Consider the following 18,142-nt stretch of genomic DNA (forward strand, 5'->3'; position numbering starts at 1 on the left):
GTTGCTTTGATGGGCATCGCCATCCGGTGAATGGACTTCAGGTGTGATTACCGGATGGTCAAGCCATCCGGTAATGGCAGCGGGGAGTTGGCTGGAGGTGTCCGGGGGGACTACTTTGCCGGTATGCTGGTGTTGAATGGTTGTGCGGCTACGGGTGAGCAGTTCTTGATGGTCACCTTGCCCTGCAGCACATTGCCCTTGGAGTACTCGTTAAAGTGGCAGGTGTTGGTGGCCGGGTCGTAGTTCTCCACCCACAGGTTGTCGTCTTTCCAGGTGGCGGTAATGTGTTGCTGGCCCTCGGGCACCGACAGTGACATCACGCCGCCGTAGTGTTTGACGAATATCTGCTGGAAGTGGAAGTAGTAGGCGAGGGTGCCGACAATAAGCACCGAGACACAGCTGATCAACGCCGGCTTCCACATGTCCTTTTTGCCAAACAGCACCAAAAGCAGAATGGCTGCCGCGAAAACAAGTGCCCAGTAGAGGTAGGTGATCATGGAACGCTCCTTATAGTCCGATCGGGGTAACTGACTCCAGTATATACGCCGCCGGCATTCTCGCCCGAGGGGCAGCATGATCCCTGTGCCGGCAGCGCACGTAGTATCTGCATGTGCAGACGCCGTTGCAATGGCCGCTTTGTGCTACATTGGACGACAAGTGCCGATTCCACCCGGTTCGCTCCCGCGGACCGCTGCTGAAGGACCCGATTGTGACCCGAACCCTCACCCTCCAGGCTCACCAACGTTTTGCACTCCTGCGCGCTTTAGCCATATTGCTGGCTGGCAGTGTACTGCTGCTGTCACTGGCAGTGCCCGTGACGGCAAGTGACGAGTCACCTGCCTGCAGTTCCTGGCTCAACCACTCCATCAAGGCGCTGCACAGTAACGAACAGATCAACCTCTGCGAAGCCACCGCCGGTAAGGCGGTGCTGATCGTCAACACCGCCAGCCACTGCGGCTTTACGCCCCAGTTCGAAGGGCTGGAGGAGCTGGCCAAGGAGTTTGGTGGCCAGGGGCTGGTGGTGATCGGTTTTCCCTCCAACGATTTTAACCAGGAGGCGGCCGACGAGGCCGAGACCGCCAAGGTGTGCCGCTACAACTACGGCGTCACTTTCCTGATGACCACGCCAGTGCATGTAAAAGGCGATGAGGTCCATCCGGTGTTCGCCCATCTCGGTGAGGCAGAGGGCGCGCCCAAGTGGAATTTCCACAAGTACCTGGTGGACCGCCAGGGCAATGTGGTGGAGCACTACTCCAACTTTACCTCCCCCACTTCCTGGCGCCTGAAGCGGGCCATCCGCAAGGTGCTGTGAGCCGGGCCCCGGACCTTTAAACCTGACCTGTCGTGGAGAAGTGATGAGAGCGCCACTCTGGATACTACTTTTGATGGCTCCACTGGCCATGGGGGAGGAGATCTACAAGTGCATCGACAGCAATGGCAACCCGCGCTTCAGCCAGCACCCCTGTGACGGCCATGCCGAAACCGTCACCATTGAGACCCCCAACGCCCTGGAGACCCAGCCGGTAGACGAAGCGGTCACCAGCACCCTGACCCACAACCGTCACCTGCGGGAGCTGGATGCTGCTATCCGCGACAAGGGCTATGAGCTGGATGTGCTGGCGAAGGAGCGCGACCGGGAGCTGGCCGAGCTGGAGAGTCGACGCTCGGATGCCGGCCGTTACCTGGTGATGTCGGTAACCGACTACAAACTGGATGAAGAGATACAGGCGGCGCAGAACCGTTACCGGCGTGAAATTGCCCGGGTACAGGCGGAGCAGGATCGGTTGATTGCGGAGCGGCAGCGATTGGCGGCAGAGGGTGCGCGTTGAGTCGCCGGCAGGGCGGAGCAGGGGATAGTGGTGAGAGCGAGGTAGGGCAGCAAGCGTTGCCCGGTATCAGGTAAGCAGACAGGTGTTTCCCGTCCGCTCACCAGTGATACCCATGGGAGCTGGGCTCCCCGGGGATCAGAGCGGCTGACAGCCCTGTACCGCCATGGCGATATTGGCGTAGGTCTTGGCTTCCTGATAGCGCTGGTCGGCGGTGGTGTTGGCGGCGGCGGCACGGGCGTCCAGCTCAGGGTTGACCAGCTTCACCAGCTGCACCCAGGCATCCATGGAGTAGCGGTCGGCCTCGTAGGCGCGGAAAGCGGCGCCGATCTGGTCGCAGGAGAGCCCTGCCATGCCGGATTGGGACATGGTGCCCAGCTGGCCTGCGGTCTGGCAGCCGGTCAGGAGCAGTACGGTAAACATCAATTTCTTCATGGTTCCCCCGATAAATACGGATGTGATTGCGCGCGACACAGGGTCAATGAATTGGCAGGAGCATGCGACGGTGCTCCGGGCCGGCGGTCGCGGTTGGCGCTATTATTTTGGTTTTGCTGTGTAGAAGCCAGCGCCAGCGGCGGATTTTGCCGGCGATTTGCCCGGATTGCGACGGGGGTAGAACTCTGTGACAGGCCCCGGCCCTGCAGTAGCTGGGTCGGGACCGTTGTGTCGCCCACTGCCATTGCCAGTGACGGTGGATAATGCAAAGCTGTGCCCCTCAGCCCATCAAGGATCGATACCATGCGACACTGTCTCAACGCCCCGCTCTCATTGTTGCTGCTGCTGTTTTGTGCCTCACTGCAGGCGGCCCCGCTGTCTGACGCGGATATCCGTCAGTGGGCCAACACCTATCAGGCGGTGATGGCCTGGGCCAACAAAACCTCGATCCAGCAGGACTTCGCCGCCGGCCAGAAATCCATCCAGCAAAACGACATCTTTGGGCAGATGATGATGCAGGCCAAGGCCCAGGGTTACTACCAGGAGCTGGCGGGGGTGGTGAAGAGCAACGGCTACAGCGACCCGCAGCAGTGGGCCGTGGTGGGCGATCGTATCTTCAAGGCGTTCCTGGCCAACCACACCGAGGGAGACATGGAGCCACAGATCCGGCAGCTGGAGGCGATGCTCGACAGCAACGCCATCCCCCCGGAGCAGAAGGCGGCCATGGAAGCGATACTGCAGCAGAGCCTGGCCACCCTGAAGTCCATCGCCGATACCCCGGCGGAAGACAAGGCGGCGGTGCAACGCAATGAGGCGGTGCTGCAGAGCCTGTTTGGCATGTAACGGACGGCAGTGGGGCGGTCATTTCTCCTGCAGTGCAAGCAGGTCCTTGCGCAGCTTCTTAAGACTGCGCTGCAGGTGCCGCTCCTGTTTGTCGCTACGGCTGTTGAGCACCTCCGCAATCACCCCGTAAAGCACCTCTGAATTGTATTGATAGACGGCCCGGTATTCCGCTGAATAGAACTCCCCTTGCGTGGCGACGGCGTGGCGCAGTTCATCCTGCCAGCCGGGCTGGCGTTGCAGTATGCGATCCAGCAGATCCAGCCAGCGCGCCCGCTCCGCCAGCCATACCTGGTCGGAGCGCTGCAGTTGGGCCACAGCCCGGTCCAGCATCTGCTCCTGGGCGCCGTTCAACTGGCCGAGAAATTTCTCCATGGACCCTTCCAGGTTTTCCCGCACATTCTCGCGGTAATCCTCGTCGTTGCGGTCGAAATCCTCCGCGTACTCCACCTGTTGCTGTCGCAGCTCGGCCATAAACTCCGCCATCTGCTGGTCGCTGAGCGTCTCTCCCAGCGTGATCATCCACTCCAGCCCGCGGCTTTCGATGCGGCCCCAGGCTTGCTGGATTTCACCGCCCAGTTCGGCCAGCTGTGCCGCGGTAATCTCCTGCTTCAACTGCTCCCCGGCTCGATCCAGCCACTCCAGGTAGGCGGGCAGCTCCTCGTCCCGGTGCCACACCAGGAACGGGTCCAGCAGCTCGTCGAGATGTTGGTCCTGCTCGTGATTGAGGTCGACGTAACGCCCCAGGTACCAAGGGATAAAAAAGTCGAGGCGGTTGTAGATAAAGGTGGTGCTGCTGCAGCCGGCCAGCAACAGCAGTATCAGGGCTAACAGTGGCCAGCGTCTGTAGCGCATTGCCGATCCTCGCCGGTGTTGGCGGTGGTTAGGGTGGTTAACTGAGTATTGCAGATTATCCGGATCAAAGAAGCCTTACTGTAGGAGTCTTTCTTTATGTACCATAATTTGGTTTATATAAATCATAATATGGTACATGTTGGCCACTAAGTGGTATGGAGGTGTTATGTTCATACTGAAAGGGATTCTGCGCGCAGAGAGCCAGGAGAGTGTCCTGATTTACCTGCTTTTGCGTGGCAGTGGTTACAGCAAGGCGATAGCCGACTTTTACGGCGCTGCCACCAATCCTGTGCAGAAACAACTGGCACGGCTGGAGGCTGACGGCGTGGTGGTTAGCCAGCTCATCGGCAAGGTCAGGAATTACGAGTTGAACCCTCGCTACCCATTTCTGGAGCCGCTGAAAGCGCTGCTGAAGGCCGCTGTGGAGGCTTATCCTCCAGAGCTGAAGAATGCCTTGCTGGTGCAGCGCAAGCGTCCGCGCCAGGCGGGTAAGCCCGTGGTTAGTGCGAGTAGGTAGGAGTATTCGCTGGTTTTCATGCCGGACGTCAGGAGTGGGTAACGCCGTCCGCCCGCGCCGAAAACAACAACCTGGAATAGGTGATGGTAAACAGGCCGTAGGCGGCTACCCACAGCGCTCCCGTGAGCAGGATTACCCACTCATAATGCGTGGCCAGCAGGGGCCCAGTGACGCGGGTAATAAAGGCCGCCGCCATCAGCAGCAGTGACAGGGTGACGGCACGGTTGGCAACAATGGGGCGGCCGCTGTGGCCGAGGGAGACCCGCGAGATCATCGACAGGATCATCAGTCCCATGCCGCCTACAGTGATGGCGTGGTAGGCGATGGAGGCCTGCTGCAGTATGCCGAACGCCACCAGGCCCAACAGTATCAACCCCAGGCACATGGCCAGGTAGCTGAGGTGCAGCGACCACACCAGCGGTACCCGCAGCGTTACCTGCGGACGCCAGCGCAAGGCGCGCGCAATGTTGCTGAGGCCGGCAAGCAAAAAGAGTGTGCCCTGCAGTGCTGCCCAGGTATCGGCGGGCAGCAGGCTGACGACCACGCTGGCCAGTATCGATGCGATGGCCAGTCGTTCCAGCCAGGGCAGGGGCGCCACCCGCGGTGTGCCGGTACCGTTGGCGGTAAACATCGGGAACACCCGGCCGCCCATAATCACCATCACCAGCGCCACCAGCAGAATCATGCTGTGGGCAATCCCCACAAAACCCGAGTTCAGCAAATTGCTGCTGGCAGGCTGCAGCAGAGACAGGTGGGAGAGGCCGTTGAGCACCGCCATCAGCAGCAGGATCGGCACAAACTGGATGTTGTGCCATTGCTTTGTCTTGATGATGGGGCGGGTGAGCCAGAGCGCCGCTAACGGCAGGAACAGCAGGTCGATGGCAATGGCCAGCGCCTGCGGCATGGCCACTGGCGCCAGCATCACCACCCGTCCCAGCAGCCAGATCAGCACCAGTGCCGCCAATGGCTTGCCGTTGAGACTGCGCACCCCGGTCCAGTTCTGTACCGCCGTCAGCAGAAAGCCCGCCATGATCGCCGCCACGAAACCGAACAGCATCTCATGGGTGTGCCAGAAGTAACTGCCGCCGTAGGGCGTCAGTGGCATACCCAGGGCGATGTGGAGCGACCAGAGCGCGACCGCCACCACACTGAACAGCGCGCCGAGCCAGAACAGCGGCCGGAACGCCAGCCGCAGAAACGGGACTGGCACAGTGCTGGTGGTGTTAGCGCGGTTGGCGGTGTCTGTCATGGCGACTCCGGGTTCAGGCAATAGCGCCCTCGGCTTCCTGCACACTCAGTTCAGCCGCAGGGCCAAAGAACTCATAGTGACGCTGCTCCGCAGGGATCTGCAAGTCGCCGGCGATCTGGTTAACACAGGCCATAAACGGCTTGGGACCGAGGAAGTAGAGATCCACGTTGCGATCCTCCGGCAACAGCTCCGCCAGCAGATGGGTGTTGATAAAGCCCACGGCGTCGGGCTGGTCGCCGGGGAGCGGCTTTTCATAAATCACCACACTGCGCAGGTTGTCGTGCTGCGCGGCCAGTTGCTCCACATGGCTGGCAAAAGCGTGGTGACTGCTGTTGATGGCCGCGTGCACAAAGACGATGGGGCGACCGCTGGCCACACAGCTGTCGAGCATACTCATGGCTGGGGTAATGCCGACGCCACCGGTCACCAGCACCAGTGGGCGGCGCGGTGCGCTGCTGGAGGTGTCCAGTACAAAGTCACCGCAGGGGGCGGTCAGGGTCACCACGTCACCCACGCGGGCGTGCTGGTGCAGGTAGCCGGAGACCAGGCCGTCGTCCTCGCGCTTGACGCTGATGCGCAGCCACTTCTTACCCGGGGCGTTGGAGAGGCTGTAGTTGCGGCGCACACTCTGGCCGTCGATGGTCAGTAGCAGGCCAACGTACTGGCCCGGCAGGAAGTCGATCACCTGTTCACCATCGCAGGGCTCCAGGTAGAAGCTGCCGATCACATCGCTCTCGGCGGTAATCTCGCGAATGCGGAACTGCCGCTCACCGCGCCAGCCGCCGCGGCGCTCACTGTGGTTCTGGTAGATCTGCTCTTCCACGCCGATCAGAATATCCGCCAGTTGTTGATAAGCAGTCCCCCAGGCGTCGGCAATCTCCGGGGTGACGGCGTCGCCCAGCACGGCGCCGATGGCTTCCATCAGGCACTCGCCCACAATGGGGTAGTGCTCCGGCAGGATGTTGAGGGAGCAGTGCTTGTGGGCAATCAGGCTCACCGCATCGCCCAGCGCTTCCAGCTTGTCGATGTGGGTGGCGTAGGCCACCAGTGCATTGGCCAGCGCCTGGCGCTGCGAACCCTGTTGCTGGTGGGTCTGGTTGAAGTAGGCCTTTACCGCCGGGTAGCGGGAGAACATCAACGGGTAGAAGTGTTCGGTAATGTCGCGGGCGTGGGCACCGACAACCGGGGCGGTGGCTTTGATGATGGCAATCTGGGCTTCACTGAGCATAGGGTCTTCCTCTGGTTGTTATGGTGGGGAGCGCAGCGACCGGGTGTGACCCCGGAGCTTCTGACACTCCTTTCGCGGTAATAAATCAATTCTTGTGCCAACCATTAACCCCATGAAATTATTAGGTTTTTAAAATTATGATGTCAAAATGACACCTCGCTGAGAGGTGTCATTTTGACATCGATGTGGTAATTTTGACCGCATGAGCCTCGAACACTACATCACCGTTATTGAAGACCTGAGTCGCGACCTGCCCGCCGAGGTGCGTTACCGGCGCCTGCTGGAAGCGATTCGCCACTCCATCCCCTGCGATGCCATCGGCCTGTTGCGGCTCGATGGTGATGTCCTGCGGCCGGTGGCCTTCAGCGGCCTGAGGGAGGAGACCCGCGGTCGCCGCTTCCTGCTCACCCAGCACCCGCGCCTGCAGGCCATCCTGGAGAGTCGCCAGTTGCTGCGCTTCGACGCCGACTCCGACCTGCCTGACCCTTACGACGGCCTGATGTATGTGCCCGACCAGCAGTTGCATGTGCACGACTGCATGGGAGTCTCCATCTACATCGACGACAAGCCCTGGGGTGTGATTACCCTCGACGCCGTGCAGCCGGGCCAGTTTGAAAATGTGGCGCCGCGCCAGCAGGACATGGCCATCACCCTTACCCAGGCGGTGATCACCGCCGCCGAGCGTATCGAACAGTTGCAGCAGCAGCTGCGCCACGGCCATCAGGTCACCGCCGAGCTGAACCGCGAGTTGGGGGCATCGGAGTTTATTGGCAGCAGCGCCGTGGTCAGGCGCCTGCTGGGCGATGTGGATGTGGTGGCGGCCACCCCGCTGACGGTGCTGATCGAAGGTGAGACCGGGGTGGGCAAGGAGTTAATCGCCCGCCGCCTGCACCTGAAATCCAGCCGCATCAACCAACCCCTGATACAGATTAACTGCGCCGCCCTGCCCGAGACCCTGGCCGAAGCCGAGCTGTTCGGCCACACCAAGGGCGCCTTTACCGGCGCCACCGAGGCCCGCGCCGGCCGCTTCGAACTGGCCGACGGCGGCACCCTGTTTCTCGACGAAGTGGGCGAGCTGCCGCTGGCGCTGCAGGCCAAACTGCTACGCGCCCTGCAGGAGGGCGAAGTGCAGCGCATGGGCAGCGACCACGCCATCAAGGTGGATGTGCGTATCATTGCTGCCACCAATCGTAATCTGGAAGCAGAGGTGGAAGCAGGGCGCTTCCGCGCCGACCTCTACCATCGGCTAAGTGTATTCCCGTTGCGGGTACCGGCACTGCGCGAACGCGGCGATGACGTACTCCAGCTGGCAGAGTACTTTCTGGAGCGTGACCAGCACCGCCTCAATATTCCCAAGTTGTTGCTGGACGATGCCGCGCGCCGTGCACTGCTCAGCTGCAGCTGGCCCGGCAACGTGCGCGAGCTGGAGCACCTGCTCAGCCGTGCTGCCCTCAAGGCCAGTCGTACGCCGACTGCTGGCGGGTTGGTGCAGATCGGCGCGCGGCATCTGGACTTGAGTGATGTGTCGGCTGAGAGTCTTGAGGAGAGTGCGCCCGCACCCGTTGCGAGCGGTGGTGGCTCGCTGACCAGCCAGACCCACGCCTTCCAGGCGCAGGTGATTGAAGCCGCGTTGCGGAGAACCGGTTTTAATGTGGCGGCCGCGGCACGGGAGTTGGGGGTGGACCGGAGTAATTTGTTGCGGTTGATGAAGCGGTTGGGAGTGAGAGGGCGGTGAAAGCGCTACGCCTTCACTCGCCTAGAAGTGATGGCGCCAAGGAGAGGACTGGGCACTGTTTTTCTGTAACCCTTTGAATCAATGGCCGTAAACATTGGTTAATGAAGAATCTAATGGGGATTCTACTGACCTGCAAATTGGAGATGCTGATTTTGTCTGCAGCGGGAGCCTCTCCTGAATCACTACAAGGAAGACCATAGCTATTCGTACTTTGGAGTGGTGGCCGGGGTCTACTGAATACTATTTGTAACTATATGATTTATCAGTATAAATAGTTTTCAATCTAGATTTATGCCCCCAAAAGTGCCCCCTATTAAAAGCGGTTGGCTATTTGGGTTGCCTGAACCTTCCTGCCCGAAGCACCAGCTAGTCTACTTCGATTGGTAAATCGGCTAGCGTTTGATTGATCAAATGGCTGGTTGATTGTTGAGCTATGTGTGCCGCTTTTGCATAACCTGATTGCGTTTTCATCTGTTCGTGAATGGCTGCCTGTTGTGCGGAATAGATCCTTAACATCACTAAACTATCCATTATTAGCGCGTTGGCACCCCGCTTGTTATCTTTAACGGCTTAAGTCTAAAGCATTACGATAATTGTGGAATTTGAGGGGGCAGGGTGGCCAAGGCGATAACAGCCTGGGTTGGTAGGCGCGATTTGGACGGTATGGAGCCGGGAGCAGAATCGGCAGGGCCAATATTGTCTACTCTTCTGGCCGAGTCATTTGAGCGGGTTGAGTTGCTGATTGATGAGCGAAGCTTGCCTGCGGCTCCTTACGTAAAGTGGCTCAGTGAGCAATCAGGTCTGCCCGTAACCTATACCCCGGTTCAGCTCTCCTCTCCCGTCCACTACGGTGATATCTATCGCGCCGCGAAAAGTCAGCTGGGCCGGATGGATGAACGCGGGGATGAAATCCACGTCCTGCTCAGCCCTGGCACTCCGGTTATGCACGCCGTTTGGGTGTTGCTATGCAAAACCCAATTCCCGCAAGCGACCCTCTGGCAGAGCTCAAAAGAGGCCGGGGTCGAGCAAGTCCATATTCCCTTTCATATTTCTGCTGAGTACCGGCCTGCTGCTGATCAAATTTCGTCCAAAGGCCTGTGGGATTTGTCTTTATCCAGGGCGCCTGCTGATGCCGCTTTTGATGACATTGTTACACAAACCCCGGTGATGCAGCGTTTGATCAGCCAAGCGTCGCTATTGGCCACCAAGGCGGTACCGGTATTGATATATGGGGAGTCCGGTACCGGGAAGGAGCTCTTTGCCAGGGCTATTCACAATGCCAGCTCCAGGTCTGCCAGTCCTTTTGTCGCGCTCAACTGCGGCGCTATCCCGTCGGAGCTGGTGGATTCCGTGCTCTTTGGCCATAAGAAAGGGGCTTTTACCGGCGCGCATCAGGATCGTCAGGGGGTGTTTAAGAAGGCTGATGGCGGGACTCTGTTTCTGGATGAGTTCGGTGAGCTGGAGCCGTCCGTACAGGTGCGTTTGCTGCGAGCTTTGCAGGAGGGAGTGATAACGCCTGTCGGAGCCGCAGATGAGCAGGCGGTCGATGTGCGGATCATCTGTGCGACCAATAAAGATCTGATGGCCGAGGTGGCCGAAGGGCGTTTTCGTGAGGATCTCTTCTACCGGGTCGCAGTAGGCGTCTTGCACTTGCCGCCCTTGAGACAGAGGGAGGGAGATCTGACCTTGCTGATGGATGCCGTTCTGGACTCCCTGCAGAAGGATGACACCAGCCTTGAGGGTAAAAAGTTTTCTGTAGAAGCAAGAAATATTATCCTTTCGCGCCCTTGGGTGGGCAATATGCGTGAGCTTCACTCCACCATCTTTCGGGCTGCCATCTGGAGCGAGGGGGAAAACATCAGTGCAGAGGATATCCGTTCGGCGCTGATCGCCATGCCCGAGCAATCTGCAACCGATACTCCGATAGATTGGTCTCAGGGTATTGATTTGCAAGAGATTTGTGATGATTTAAGGCGTAAATATATCCGCCAGGCGCTGGTATTTGCGAAGGGCAAAAAGACCAGAGCAGCGGAATTGTTGGGGTTCGGCAATTATCAGACGCTCAGCAATCAAATGGAAAAACTGGGAATCACCAGCGACGACCAGTAAAACTGGCACAGCCTTCGCTATAGGGCTGTCATGGACAGAATTATTTTTATGCAATCGACCAATTTTGAGTTTCTCCGCCCCGAGAACGACATCCTGGCCAACCTGGGAGGTCTGGCCGAGGCCGTCCTGCACATCGATCCGGGCAGCGCCCTGACCCGCCTGCGCAGCTTCGCGGAAGAACTGACCAAATCCATCTATAAGGAAGAAGTGCTGCCACGCCTGCCGGAATCCAGCTTCTACGAGCTGGTCAAAAGTCCGGTGTTCCAGGATTGTGTCAGCACGTCGCTCATTCACCAGATCAACTTCCTGCGCATTCAGGGTAACGATGCGGCTCATGGTGCCGAGGGTGAGCTGCGCAATGCCCAGGTGGCATTGGGTACCGCGCACCAGCTGGCCATGTACATGGCCATTAAGTACTACAGCAAGGGCAAAGCGGATATCCCTGCCTTTCAGGAGGTAAAAGACCCCTCTGCCCAGCTGGCTCAACTGCAAAAGTCCGTTTCCAGCTACGAGCGAGAGCTGAAGCAACAGCAGGACGAGCTCGAAAGGGTGATGGAGCAGCTGGAGCGGGAACGCACCAGAAATCTCGATAAGCTGGATGCACCCGCCAAACCCGACCAGCAGAAGCGCCAGCAGCAAAGCCAGAAGGTGGCCGACAGCCTGCAGTGGAACGAGGCCAAGACCCGTGCCCTACTGATCGACGCCATGCTACTGCAGGCTGGATGGGATATCGCTGATGCCGAACAGGTTGGGCAAGAGGTGGAAGTTACCTTCCCAAATAACCGCTCCGGCAAGGGCTATGTGGACTATGTCCTCTGGGGCGACAACGGCCAGCCGTTGGCAGTGGTGGAGGCGAAAAAGTCCGGCAATACCAATCTGCAGGCCGGTCGGGAGCAGGCGCGCCTTTACGCCGATGCTCTGGAGAACATGGGCTATCAACGGCCGGTAATCTTCTACACCAACGGTTACGAAACCTTTATCTGGGATGACAAGCAGTACAACACCTATCGTCCGGTCTATGGCTTCTACAGCAAGGACAGCCTCGAATACGTCATTTACCAGCGCAGCTACCGCAAGCCCGAGTTGGAGCGCTTCAATCCGGAACTGAGCATTGCCGATCGCCCCTACCAGATCGAAGCCATCAAGACGGTGGCCGCACATTTCCAGGGGCAGCGCCGCAAGGCACTGATCATTCAGGCCACCGGTACCGGCAAGACCCGGGTTGCCATTGCCCTGGCCGAGCTGCTGTTGCGCACCGGCTGGTCCAAGCGGGTGCTGTTCCTCTGTGACCGCAAAGAGCTGCGGGTGCAGGCCGATGACGCCTTCAAGCAGAATCTGCCCTCCGAGCCACGCTGTGTCATTGGTGAAACCAACAAGATCGACCAGACCGCCCGTGTCTACATCGCTACCTACCCGGGCATGATGAACCGCTTTACCCAACTGGATGTGGGCTTTTTCGACCTGATCGTCGCCGATGAATCGCACCGCAGTATCTACAACAAGTACCGCGACCTGTTCGACTACTTCGATGCCCTGCAGGTAGGCCTGACCGCTACCCCGGTCAAGTTCATCAGCCGCAACACATTCGATATGTTCGATTGCGAAACCACCGATCCCACGTTCGAGTTTGGGCTGGACGCCGCCATCAACAACGATCCCCCTTACCTGGTGCCATTCCGGGTGAAGGACCTCACCACCGACTTTCTGCGCGACGGCATTCACTACAGTCAGCTGTCGGACGAGCAAAAGAAGCAGCTGGAAGAGGATCTGGGGGAAGACGAGGCCAAAAATACCACCATTGCCGGAAAGGACATCGGCCGCAAAATCTTCAGCGAAGATACCGACCGCATCATCCTCGAAAACCTGATCAACAACGGTATCAAGGATGAAACCGGCTCCCTGGTGGGCAAAACCATTGTCTTTGCCCAGCGGCAGGATCACGCCGAGCATCTGGAAAAGCTGTTCTGCAAGCTCTATCCCCAGTATGGCACCAAGGTGTGCAAGGTCATCCATAACGCCATTCCCCATGTGGAGAGCCTGATAAAGGAGTTCAAAAAGCCCGATAACGACTTCCGCATTGCCATCTCGGTGGACATGCTCGATACCGGTATCGACGTGCCTGAGGTGGTCAACCTGGTGTTCGCCAAGCCGGTGAAGTCCTGGGTCAAGTTCTGGCAGATGATCGGTCGCGGTACGCGCCTGCGTCCCAACCTGTTTGGCCCGGGCAAGCCCAAAACCGAATTCCTCATCTTCGATCACTACGGCAACTTCGACTTCTTCGAGCAGGAATACAAGGAGCCCGAAGACACCAGCGGTAAATCCCTGCTACAAACTACCTTCGAAGCCCGCCTGGAGATGGCGCAGGCCGCACTCAAGCACAATCACGCCCAGGCTTTCGATGCCGCCATTGAGCTGCTGCGGGCGGATATCAACGATTTGCCCGAAAACAGCATCGCCGTCCGTCGCCAGCTGCGTTCGGTCCATCAGCTGCAGCAAACCGACCTGCTGAAAAAGCTGGACGCCAAGACCCAGCACCTGCTGGCCAACACCATTGCGCCGCTGATGTCAGCCCGGGTACTGAGTGACAAGCACGCCACCCAGCTGGATAAGCTCATGGCCAGTATCCAGCGCTGTCTGGTGGAGCAGGCAAGCTGCTTCGAGGATGGGCGTGATCAGCTGCTGGCGGAGCTGGATAAACTGGCGATCAATATTCAGGCCGTACGCCAGAAAGATGCCACCATTGCCGAAGTGCGCAGCGCCGACTTCTGGCACAACGCCACCATCGACAAGCTGGAACACACCCGCAAAGAGCTGCGCGGCATCATGAAATATCGCCAGTCTGGCGGCGGTGGTCTATACGATATGCCAGCCACCCGTACCGGTGACACTGGCATTCAGGAAACCGAGCGCAAGGTAGTCATTGCCGGCGCCAACGAGGCCATGCTCTACCGCCGCCGCCTGAAAGAGATTCTGGACAACATGGTGGCCGCCAACCCCACCCTGCAAAAGATCCGCAAGGGAGAGGCCATAGCCGAGGCGGAGCTGAAAACCCTCACCTCCGCCATACTCACCAGCCATCCGGGCGTCAGCCTGGAGACCCTCAACGAATTCTACGGCCGCACCGCCGATCAACTGCACCTCACCGTGCGCGAGCTCATCGGCCTCGACCCGCAAGCCATCGAGGACCACTTCAAAGGGTTCCTGCACGCCCACCCCGGCCTCACCGCCCAACAGGTGCGTTTTATGAACCTGCTGAAAAACTTCATCGCCCAGAACGGCTCCATCGTGGTGGACAAACTCTACGAGGCACCGTTTAACAGTGTCTCGCCGGAGGGGATTGATGGCGTCTTCACCCCCGACGATGTGGGTGAATTGATTGCAGTGCTTAAACCCTTTTTAAAGAACGAACCCCGCCCTTGAGGGGCGAAATCACCAAATACAACAAGGTGCAGCCACAGCTGCACCCGGTAACTTAGAGAGACAAAATGCTAACAGGCCAAATCCGCAACGATATCGACAAACTCTGGGAAAAATTCTGGACCGGCGGTATCACCAACCCCTTAACCGTGATCGAGCAGATCAGCTACCTGATGTTTGCCCGCATGCTCGACATGCAGGAGGAGGTGGCCGAGCGCAAGGCGGCCCGTACTGGCAAGGCGGTGGATCGCATCTTCCCCGATACGCCGCAAGGCCAGCTGCTGCGCTGGAAGAACTTTAAAAACCTCAGCGGCAAGGAGCTGCACAAGCACCTGAAGAGCGAGGTCTACCCGTTTTTCGCCACGCTGGGGCAGAAGTCCGATGATCAGGATGGTCTGGGCGAAGAGGGCACCGCCATTGAAGCGCTGGGCCACATCGGCGAATACATGCAGGATGCCGACCTGGAGATCAAAAACGAATCCGTACTGGTGTCAGCGCTGGAGATGGTGGACGAATTGCCCCTCACTCAGAGCGATGTAAAGGGCGATATCTACGAATACCTGCTCAGTAAACTCACTACCGCCGGTATCAACGGCCAGTTTCGCACCCCGCGCCACATCATCGACGCCATGATCGAACTGGCCGACCCGCAGCCTACCGAAACCGTGTGCGACCCCGCCTGTGGCACCGCCGGCTTCCTCGCCCGCACCATGGAGTACCTCAACCGGGTTTACTCCAGCTCCGAGGCCGAAGGCGGCACCTGGCAAGACGAAGACGGCAACACCCACTACAGCGGCGACCTGCTGGAACCCTACCGCGACCACATCAACAAACAGATGTTCTGGGGCTTCGATTTCGATACCACCATGCTCAGAGTGAGTAGTATGAACATGGCCCTGCACGGTGTGAACGGCGCCAACATCCTCTATCAGGACAGCTTGAGCAAATCCATCAAAGAGCACTACCCACAGCAGGAGCAGGACTTCTTCGATGTGATCCTGGCCAACCCGCCTTTCAAGGGCAGCCTGGACGAGACCAACACCAACCCCGATGTACTGGGGCTGGTCAAAACCAAAAAAACTGAACTGCTGTTTGTGGCCCATATTCTGCGTGCGCTCAAGCTTGGCGGCCGCGCCGCCGTGATCGTGCCCGATGGGGTGCTGTTCGGCTCCTCCAAAGCCCACCAGCAACTGCGCCAGGAGCTGATCGAAAACAACCAGCTGGAAGGCATCGTCAGCCTGCCCAGTGGGGTATTTAAACCCTATGCCGGGGTCAGTACCGCGATTTTGATGTTTACCAAAGGCGGCACCACCGAGCGGGTCTGGTTCTACGACCTGCAGGCTGATGGCTACTCATTGGATGATAAGCGCACCCCCTTAAAAGGGGAGGGCAGCAACGACCTGCCGGATGCCATTGCCCAGTGGAAGCAATACCGCAAGGCGGTCGATGAATACCTCAGTCATTCCCGCGCAGGCGGGAATCCATTTCTGCCATGGGAAGACAAAACCCAAAAGGCCTTCGTTGTTGATGCCAAAGATATTGCCGTCAACAAGTACGATCTCTCCATCAACCGCTACAAAGAGGTGGTGTACGACGAGGAGCAGTATGAAGACCCCAAGGCAATCCTGAAAAAGCTCAAGGCATTGGAAAGCGAGATTCTGGCTGACCTGAATGAGTTGGAGGGGATGCTGTGAAAAAGCAGCTGGGGGAGCTGGTTGAAATTGTTGGTGGTGGAACACCAAGTAAAGATAATCCTGAGTTTTGGGGAGGGACGATTCCTTGGGCATCGGTAAAAGATTTTAAATCTAGCGAATTACACACAACTGCTGATTACATAACTGACGTCGGTGTAAAAAAATCTGCGACCAATGTCATTCCTGCTGGAAATATCATTGTTCCAACTCGTATGGCTCTTGGGAAAGTGGCCGTAAACAAAGTGGATATGGCGATCAACCAGGATCTAAAGGCATTAATCGTCAAAGATGAAAGTGAGCTTTCTAAGCCTTATCTGCTTCGTTTCTTGGAGTCGAAGTCCGAATTTATTGGGAAGCAGGGTAAGGGAGCGACAGTTAAAGGTATTACTTTAGATGTACTTCGAGGGTTAGAAATCCCCCTCCCACCCCTAACCGAACAAAAACGCATCGCCGCCACCCTCGACAAAGCCGACGCCATCCGCCGCAAACGCCAGCAAGCCATCCAGCTCGCCGACGAATTCCTCCGCGCCGTGTTTCTGCATATGTTTGGTGATCCGGTGACTAATCCGAAAGGGTGGGAAGTTAAAAGGTTAGGAGAGGTTGTTGAATCACAGCTGGGAAAAATGCTATCCCAAAAAGCCAAAGAGGGAAGGTCGCCTAAAAAATACCTGCGTAACGCAAATGTCAGGTGGCGGAGTTTTGATCTTAATGACCTTCTAGAAATGGATTTCAACACCGATGAAGTAAAGAAGTTTAACCTGAAAAATGGAGATCTTCTCGTTTGCGAGGGCGGCGAGGTGGGGAGGTGTGCTATCTGGAGGGATAATATTAACGATTGCTACTTCCAAAAAGCTTTACATAGAATTCGGCCGAATTCAAAAGTATTAACCTCTGAATATGTTCAGGAGTATTTCTTTTGGATGGCTAGGCTTGGTGGTCTTTCGGATTCTGTTTCAGAAGTCACATTTTCACACTTAACTGCTGAAAAGTTAAAATCATTGAAAATTCCGATGCCACCGTTAGATCGCCAGCTGAAATTCTCGTATATCTATCAAAAGTATGAGCGGTTATGTGAAAGGAATTTTACTTCAATAAGCATGGGTAGTGATAGTTTTGAGTCCATTAGTCAAAAGGCCTTTTCTCATGCGCTGGATGATTGGGATCAGAGTCACTGATTTTTATGGGATCAATGGGGTCAGGATCAATGGGATATCAATGGGGTCGGAGTCATTGATTTTTATGTGGGAAGATTGATAGGGGAGGGCAGAGAAGTCCAACCTATAAACCCCGAAATTACCAGCTGATCAAAATGACCCTTGAATAAAATGAAATGGACAGCACCCATGCAAATAACAAAAGCGCTAATTATCGACGAGCCATGGATCAGCAAGATCCTCAATGGCGAAAAAGTCTGGGAGATGCGCTCCAAGCACACCTCCCATCGCGGTGCCTTTGCCCTGATTCGCAAAGGCAGTGGTCAGGTAGTGGGTGTGGCCAATTTAACCGGCGTCTCCGGCCCCTACGATATGGCTGGTCTGGCCGATACGGTGCACAAACACTGCGTCGGCTCGAGTCTCTTTACTCGACCAGATTACAAATGGTGGTACGCCTGGGAGCTGAGCGAGATTCAACCGCTGCCAAAGTCAGTGCCCTATGCACACAAAAGCGGCGCTGTGACCTGGGTGCAGCTGGATCAGGCCGCTATCGAAGGTATTCAAAAGCAACTTGAAGGCATACCCGTCAGTGCCGGCGACTCGCTCACTCAAATGACGATGGAGCGTGCTAAAGCCGTTGATAAAGTCGAGCAGTCTGCCGATGCCTTCAAACGTATGAAAAACGAGCCGGAAAACCGCGGTAACAATAGTGTGAACGGCAAAAGCGACGCAATGATTGAAGAGAGGGGCAGTGCCACCAAAGAACTGCGTATAGCCCTGACCCAGGGCAACATCAACAACGCCCACTTCTACATCCCGCGTCACACAGAGCTATTCCCGGAATCTGTCTGGGGTGGCAAAAACAAACACGAAGCCGGTGAACAAGTGCAGTGGCAATTCCACGGCCTCGAAAGCTCGGTGCTCAGCGATATCGATGGGTCCAAACGCATACTCAGAAACCGCAGTGCGGTGCGGGAGTTCTACCGAATGCATCAGCCGCAAGCGGGCGACGAGCTCAGGATTCAGAAAAGTGTGGATGGTTACTTTAACGTGGTGTTCAACCGATAACACTGTGTGATTAAC

15 protein-coding genes are annotated in these 18,142 nt (G+C 57.4%); 10 read left to right on the forward strand and 5 right to left on the reverse strand.

Features of this window, described 5'->3' with window-relative positions; translation table 11 throughout:
* Window positions 1–110: 110 nt before the first annotated feature.
* Window positions 111–497 carry a hypothetical protein gene (locus tag GSF27_RS13905; protein ID WP_160970130.1) on the reverse strand — a complete coding sequence of 129 codons (387 nt, stop codon included), beginning with the start codon at window positions 495–497 and terminating at the stop codon, window positions 111–113.
* Window positions 498–709: 212 nt separating this feature from the next.
* Between GSF27_RS13905 and GSF27_RS13910 the strand changes: the two genes are divergently transcribed.
* Together GSF27_RS13910 and GSF27_RS13915 are read left to right on the forward strand one after the other, a co-directional pair.
* A complete protein-coding gene (locus GSF27_RS13910) occupies window positions 710–1,312 on the forward strand; it encodes a glutathione peroxidase (protein WP_370462610.1) in 603 nt (200 codons plus the stop codon).
* 73 nt (window positions 1,313–1,385) lie between these two features.
* On the forward strand, window positions 1,386–1,829 hold the full coding sequence (locus tag GSF27_RS13915) for a DUF4124 domain-containing protein (protein ID WP_237457572.1): 444 nt from the start codon (window positions 1,386–1,388) through the stop codon (window positions 1,827–1,829).
* A gap of 135 nt (window positions 1,830–1,964) precedes the next feature.
* On the opposite strand, the gene GSF27_RS13920 is transcribed toward GSF27_RS13915, so the two are convergent.
* A complete protein-coding gene (locus GSF27_RS13920) occupies window positions 1,965–2,261 on the reverse strand; it encodes a hypothetical protein (protein ID WP_160970134.1) in 297 nt (98 codons plus the stop codon).
* Between the two features lie 303 nt (window positions 2,262–2,564).
* Here GSF27_RS13920 and GSF27_RS13925 point away from each other — a divergent pair, with 303 nt between their 5' ends.
* Window positions 2,565–3,104 (forward strand): hypothetical protein, encoded by a 540-nt coding sequence (locus GSF27_RS13925; RefSeq protein ID WP_160970135.1) that lies wholly within the window; start codon window positions 2,565–2,567, stop codon window positions 3,102–3,104.
* A gap of 18 nt (window positions 3,105–3,122) precedes the next feature.
* On the opposite strand, the gene GSF27_RS13930 is transcribed toward GSF27_RS13925, so the two are convergent.
* The gene (locus GSF27_RS13930; RefSeq protein ID WP_160970137.1) at window positions 3,123–3,956 is read right to left on the reverse strand and encodes a DUF6279 family lipoprotein; all 834 of its coding nucleotides are present in this window, start codon (window positions 3,954–3,956) and stop codon (window positions 3,123–3,125) included.
* 166 nt (window positions 3,957–4,122) lie between these two features.
* On the opposite strand from GSF27_RS13930, the gene GSF27_RS13935 reads away from it, so the two are divergent.
* Window positions 4,123–4,473 carry a winged helix-turn-helix domain-containing protein gene (locus tag GSF27_RS13935; protein ID WP_160970139.1) on the forward strand — a complete coding sequence of 117 codons (351 nt, stop codon included), beginning with the start codon at window positions 4,123–4,125 and terminating at the stop codon, window positions 4,471–4,473.
* A 28-nt stretch (window positions 4,474–4,501) separates the two neighbouring features.
* On the opposite strand, the gene GSF27_RS13940 is transcribed toward GSF27_RS13935, so the two are convergent.
* Complete coding sequence (locus tag GSF27_RS13940) at window positions 4,502–5,722, reverse strand: NnrS family protein (protein ID WP_160970141.1); 1,221 nt, start codon at window positions 5,720–5,722, stop codon at window positions 4,502–4,504.
* A 13-nt stretch (window positions 5,723–5,735) separates the two neighbouring features.
* The gene (gene hmpA / locus GSF27_RS13945; RefSeq protein WP_160970143.1) at window positions 5,736–6,950 is read right to left on the reverse strand and encodes an NO-inducible flavohemoprotein; all 1,215 of its coding nucleotides are present in this window, start codon (window positions 6,948–6,950) and stop codon (window positions 5,736–5,738) included.
* A gap of 202 nt (window positions 6,951–7,152) precedes the next feature.
* Between hmpA and norR the strand changes: the two genes are divergently transcribed.
* The 6 genes from norR (at window position 7,153) to GSF27_RS13975 (ending at window position 18,127) form a co-directional block, all read left to right on the forward strand.
* Entirely contained in the window at window positions 7,153–8,685 is a 1,533-nt protein-coding gene (norR, locus tag GSF27_RS13950; protein ID WP_160970145.1) for a nitric oxide reductase transcriptional regulator NorR, read from the forward strand.
* Between the two features lie 696 nt (window positions 8,686–9,381).
* Window positions 9,382–10,794, forward strand: a complete 1,413-nt coding sequence (locus tag GSF27_RS13955) for a sigma-54-dependent Fis family transcriptional regulator (RefSeq protein WP_237457562.1) — start codon at window positions 9,382–9,384, stop codon at window positions 10,792–10,794.
* Between the two features lie 48 nt (window positions 10,795–10,842).
* Window positions 10,843–14,214 (forward strand): DEAD/DEAH box helicase family protein, encoded by a 3,372-nt coding sequence (locus tag GSF27_RS13960; RefSeq protein WP_160970149.1) that lies wholly within the window; start codon window positions 10,843–10,845, stop codon window positions 14,212–14,214.
* Between the two features lie 65 nt (window positions 14,215–14,279).
* A complete protein-coding gene (locus GSF27_RS13965) occupies window positions 14,280–15,905 on the forward strand; it encodes a class I SAM-dependent DNA methyltransferase (protein WP_160970151.1) in 1,626 nt (541 codons plus the stop codon).
* Entirely contained in the window at window positions 15,902–17,080 is a 1,179-nt protein-coding gene (locus GSF27_RS13970) for a restriction endonuclease subunit S (RefSeq protein ID WP_160970153.1), read from the forward strand. Before GSF27_RS13965 ends, GSF27_RS13970 begins: the two co-directional genes overlap by 4 nt.
* A gap of 168 nt (window positions 17,081–17,248) precedes the next feature.
* A complete protein-coding gene (locus tag GSF27_RS13975) occupies window positions 17,249–18,127 on the forward strand; it encodes an ASCH domain-containing protein (RefSeq protein ID WP_160970155.1) in 879 nt (292 codons plus the stop codon).
* The last annotated feature ends 15 nt before the right edge of the window (window positions 18,128–18,142 follow it).

Source organism: Pseudomaricurvus sp. HS19, assembly GCF_009857815.1.
Lineage (GTDB): Bacteria > Pseudomonadota > Gammaproteobacteria > Pseudomonadales > Cellvibrionaceae > Pseudomaricurvus.

What these genes read in the sequence shown, in the direction of transcription:
- GSF27_RS13960 (WP_160970149.1), top strand. Translation starts at nt 10,843, where the DNA reads ATGCAATCGACCAATTTTGAGTTTCTCCGCCCCGAGAACGACATCCTG.
- GSF27_RS13925 (WP_160970135.1), top strand. Translation starts at nt 2,565, where the DNA reads ATGCGACACTGTCTCAACGCCCCGCTCTCATTGTTGCTGCTGCTGTTT.
- GSF27_RS13905 (WP_160970130.1), bottom strand. Translation starts at nt 497, where the DNA reads ATGATCACCTACCTCTACTGGGCACTTGTTTTCGCGGCAGCCATTCTG.
- norR (WP_160970145.1), top strand. Translation starts at nt 7,153, where the DNA reads ATGAGCCTCGAACACTACATCACCGTTATTGAAGACCTGAGTCGCGAC.
- GSF27_RS13930 (WP_160970137.1), bottom strand. Translation starts at nt 3,956, where the DNA reads ATGCGCTACAGACGCTGGCCACTGTTAGCCCTGATACTGCTGTTGCTG.
- GSF27_RS13920 (WP_160970134.1), bottom strand. Translation starts at nt 2,261, where the DNA reads ATGAAGAAATTGATGTTTACCGTACTGCTCCTGACCGGCTGCCAGACC.
- GSF27_RS13975 (WP_160970155.1), top strand. Translation starts at nt 17,249, where the DNA reads ATGCAAATAACAAAAGCGCTAATTATCGACGAGCCATGGATCAGCAAG.
- GSF27_RS13935 (WP_160970139.1), top strand. Translation starts at nt 4,123, where the DNA reads ATGTTCATACTGAAAGGGATTCTGCGCGCAGAGAGCCAGGAGAGTGTC.
- GSF27_RS13915 (WP_237457572.1), top strand. Translation starts at nt 1,386, where the DNA reads ATGGCTCCACTGGCCATGGGGGAGGAGATCTACAAGTGCATCGACAGC.
- GSF27_RS13940 (WP_160970141.1), bottom strand. Translation starts at nt 5,722, where the DNA reads ATGACAGACACCGCCAACCGCGCTAACACCACCAGCACTGTGCCAGTC.
- GSF27_RS13965 (WP_160970151.1), top strand. Translation starts at nt 14,280, where the DNA reads ATGCTAACAGGCCAAATCCGCAACGATATCGACAAACTCTGGGAAAAA.
- hmpA (WP_160970143.1), bottom strand. Translation starts at nt 6,950, where the DNA reads ATGCTCAGTGAAGCCCAGATTGCCATCATCAAAGCCACCGCCCCGGTT.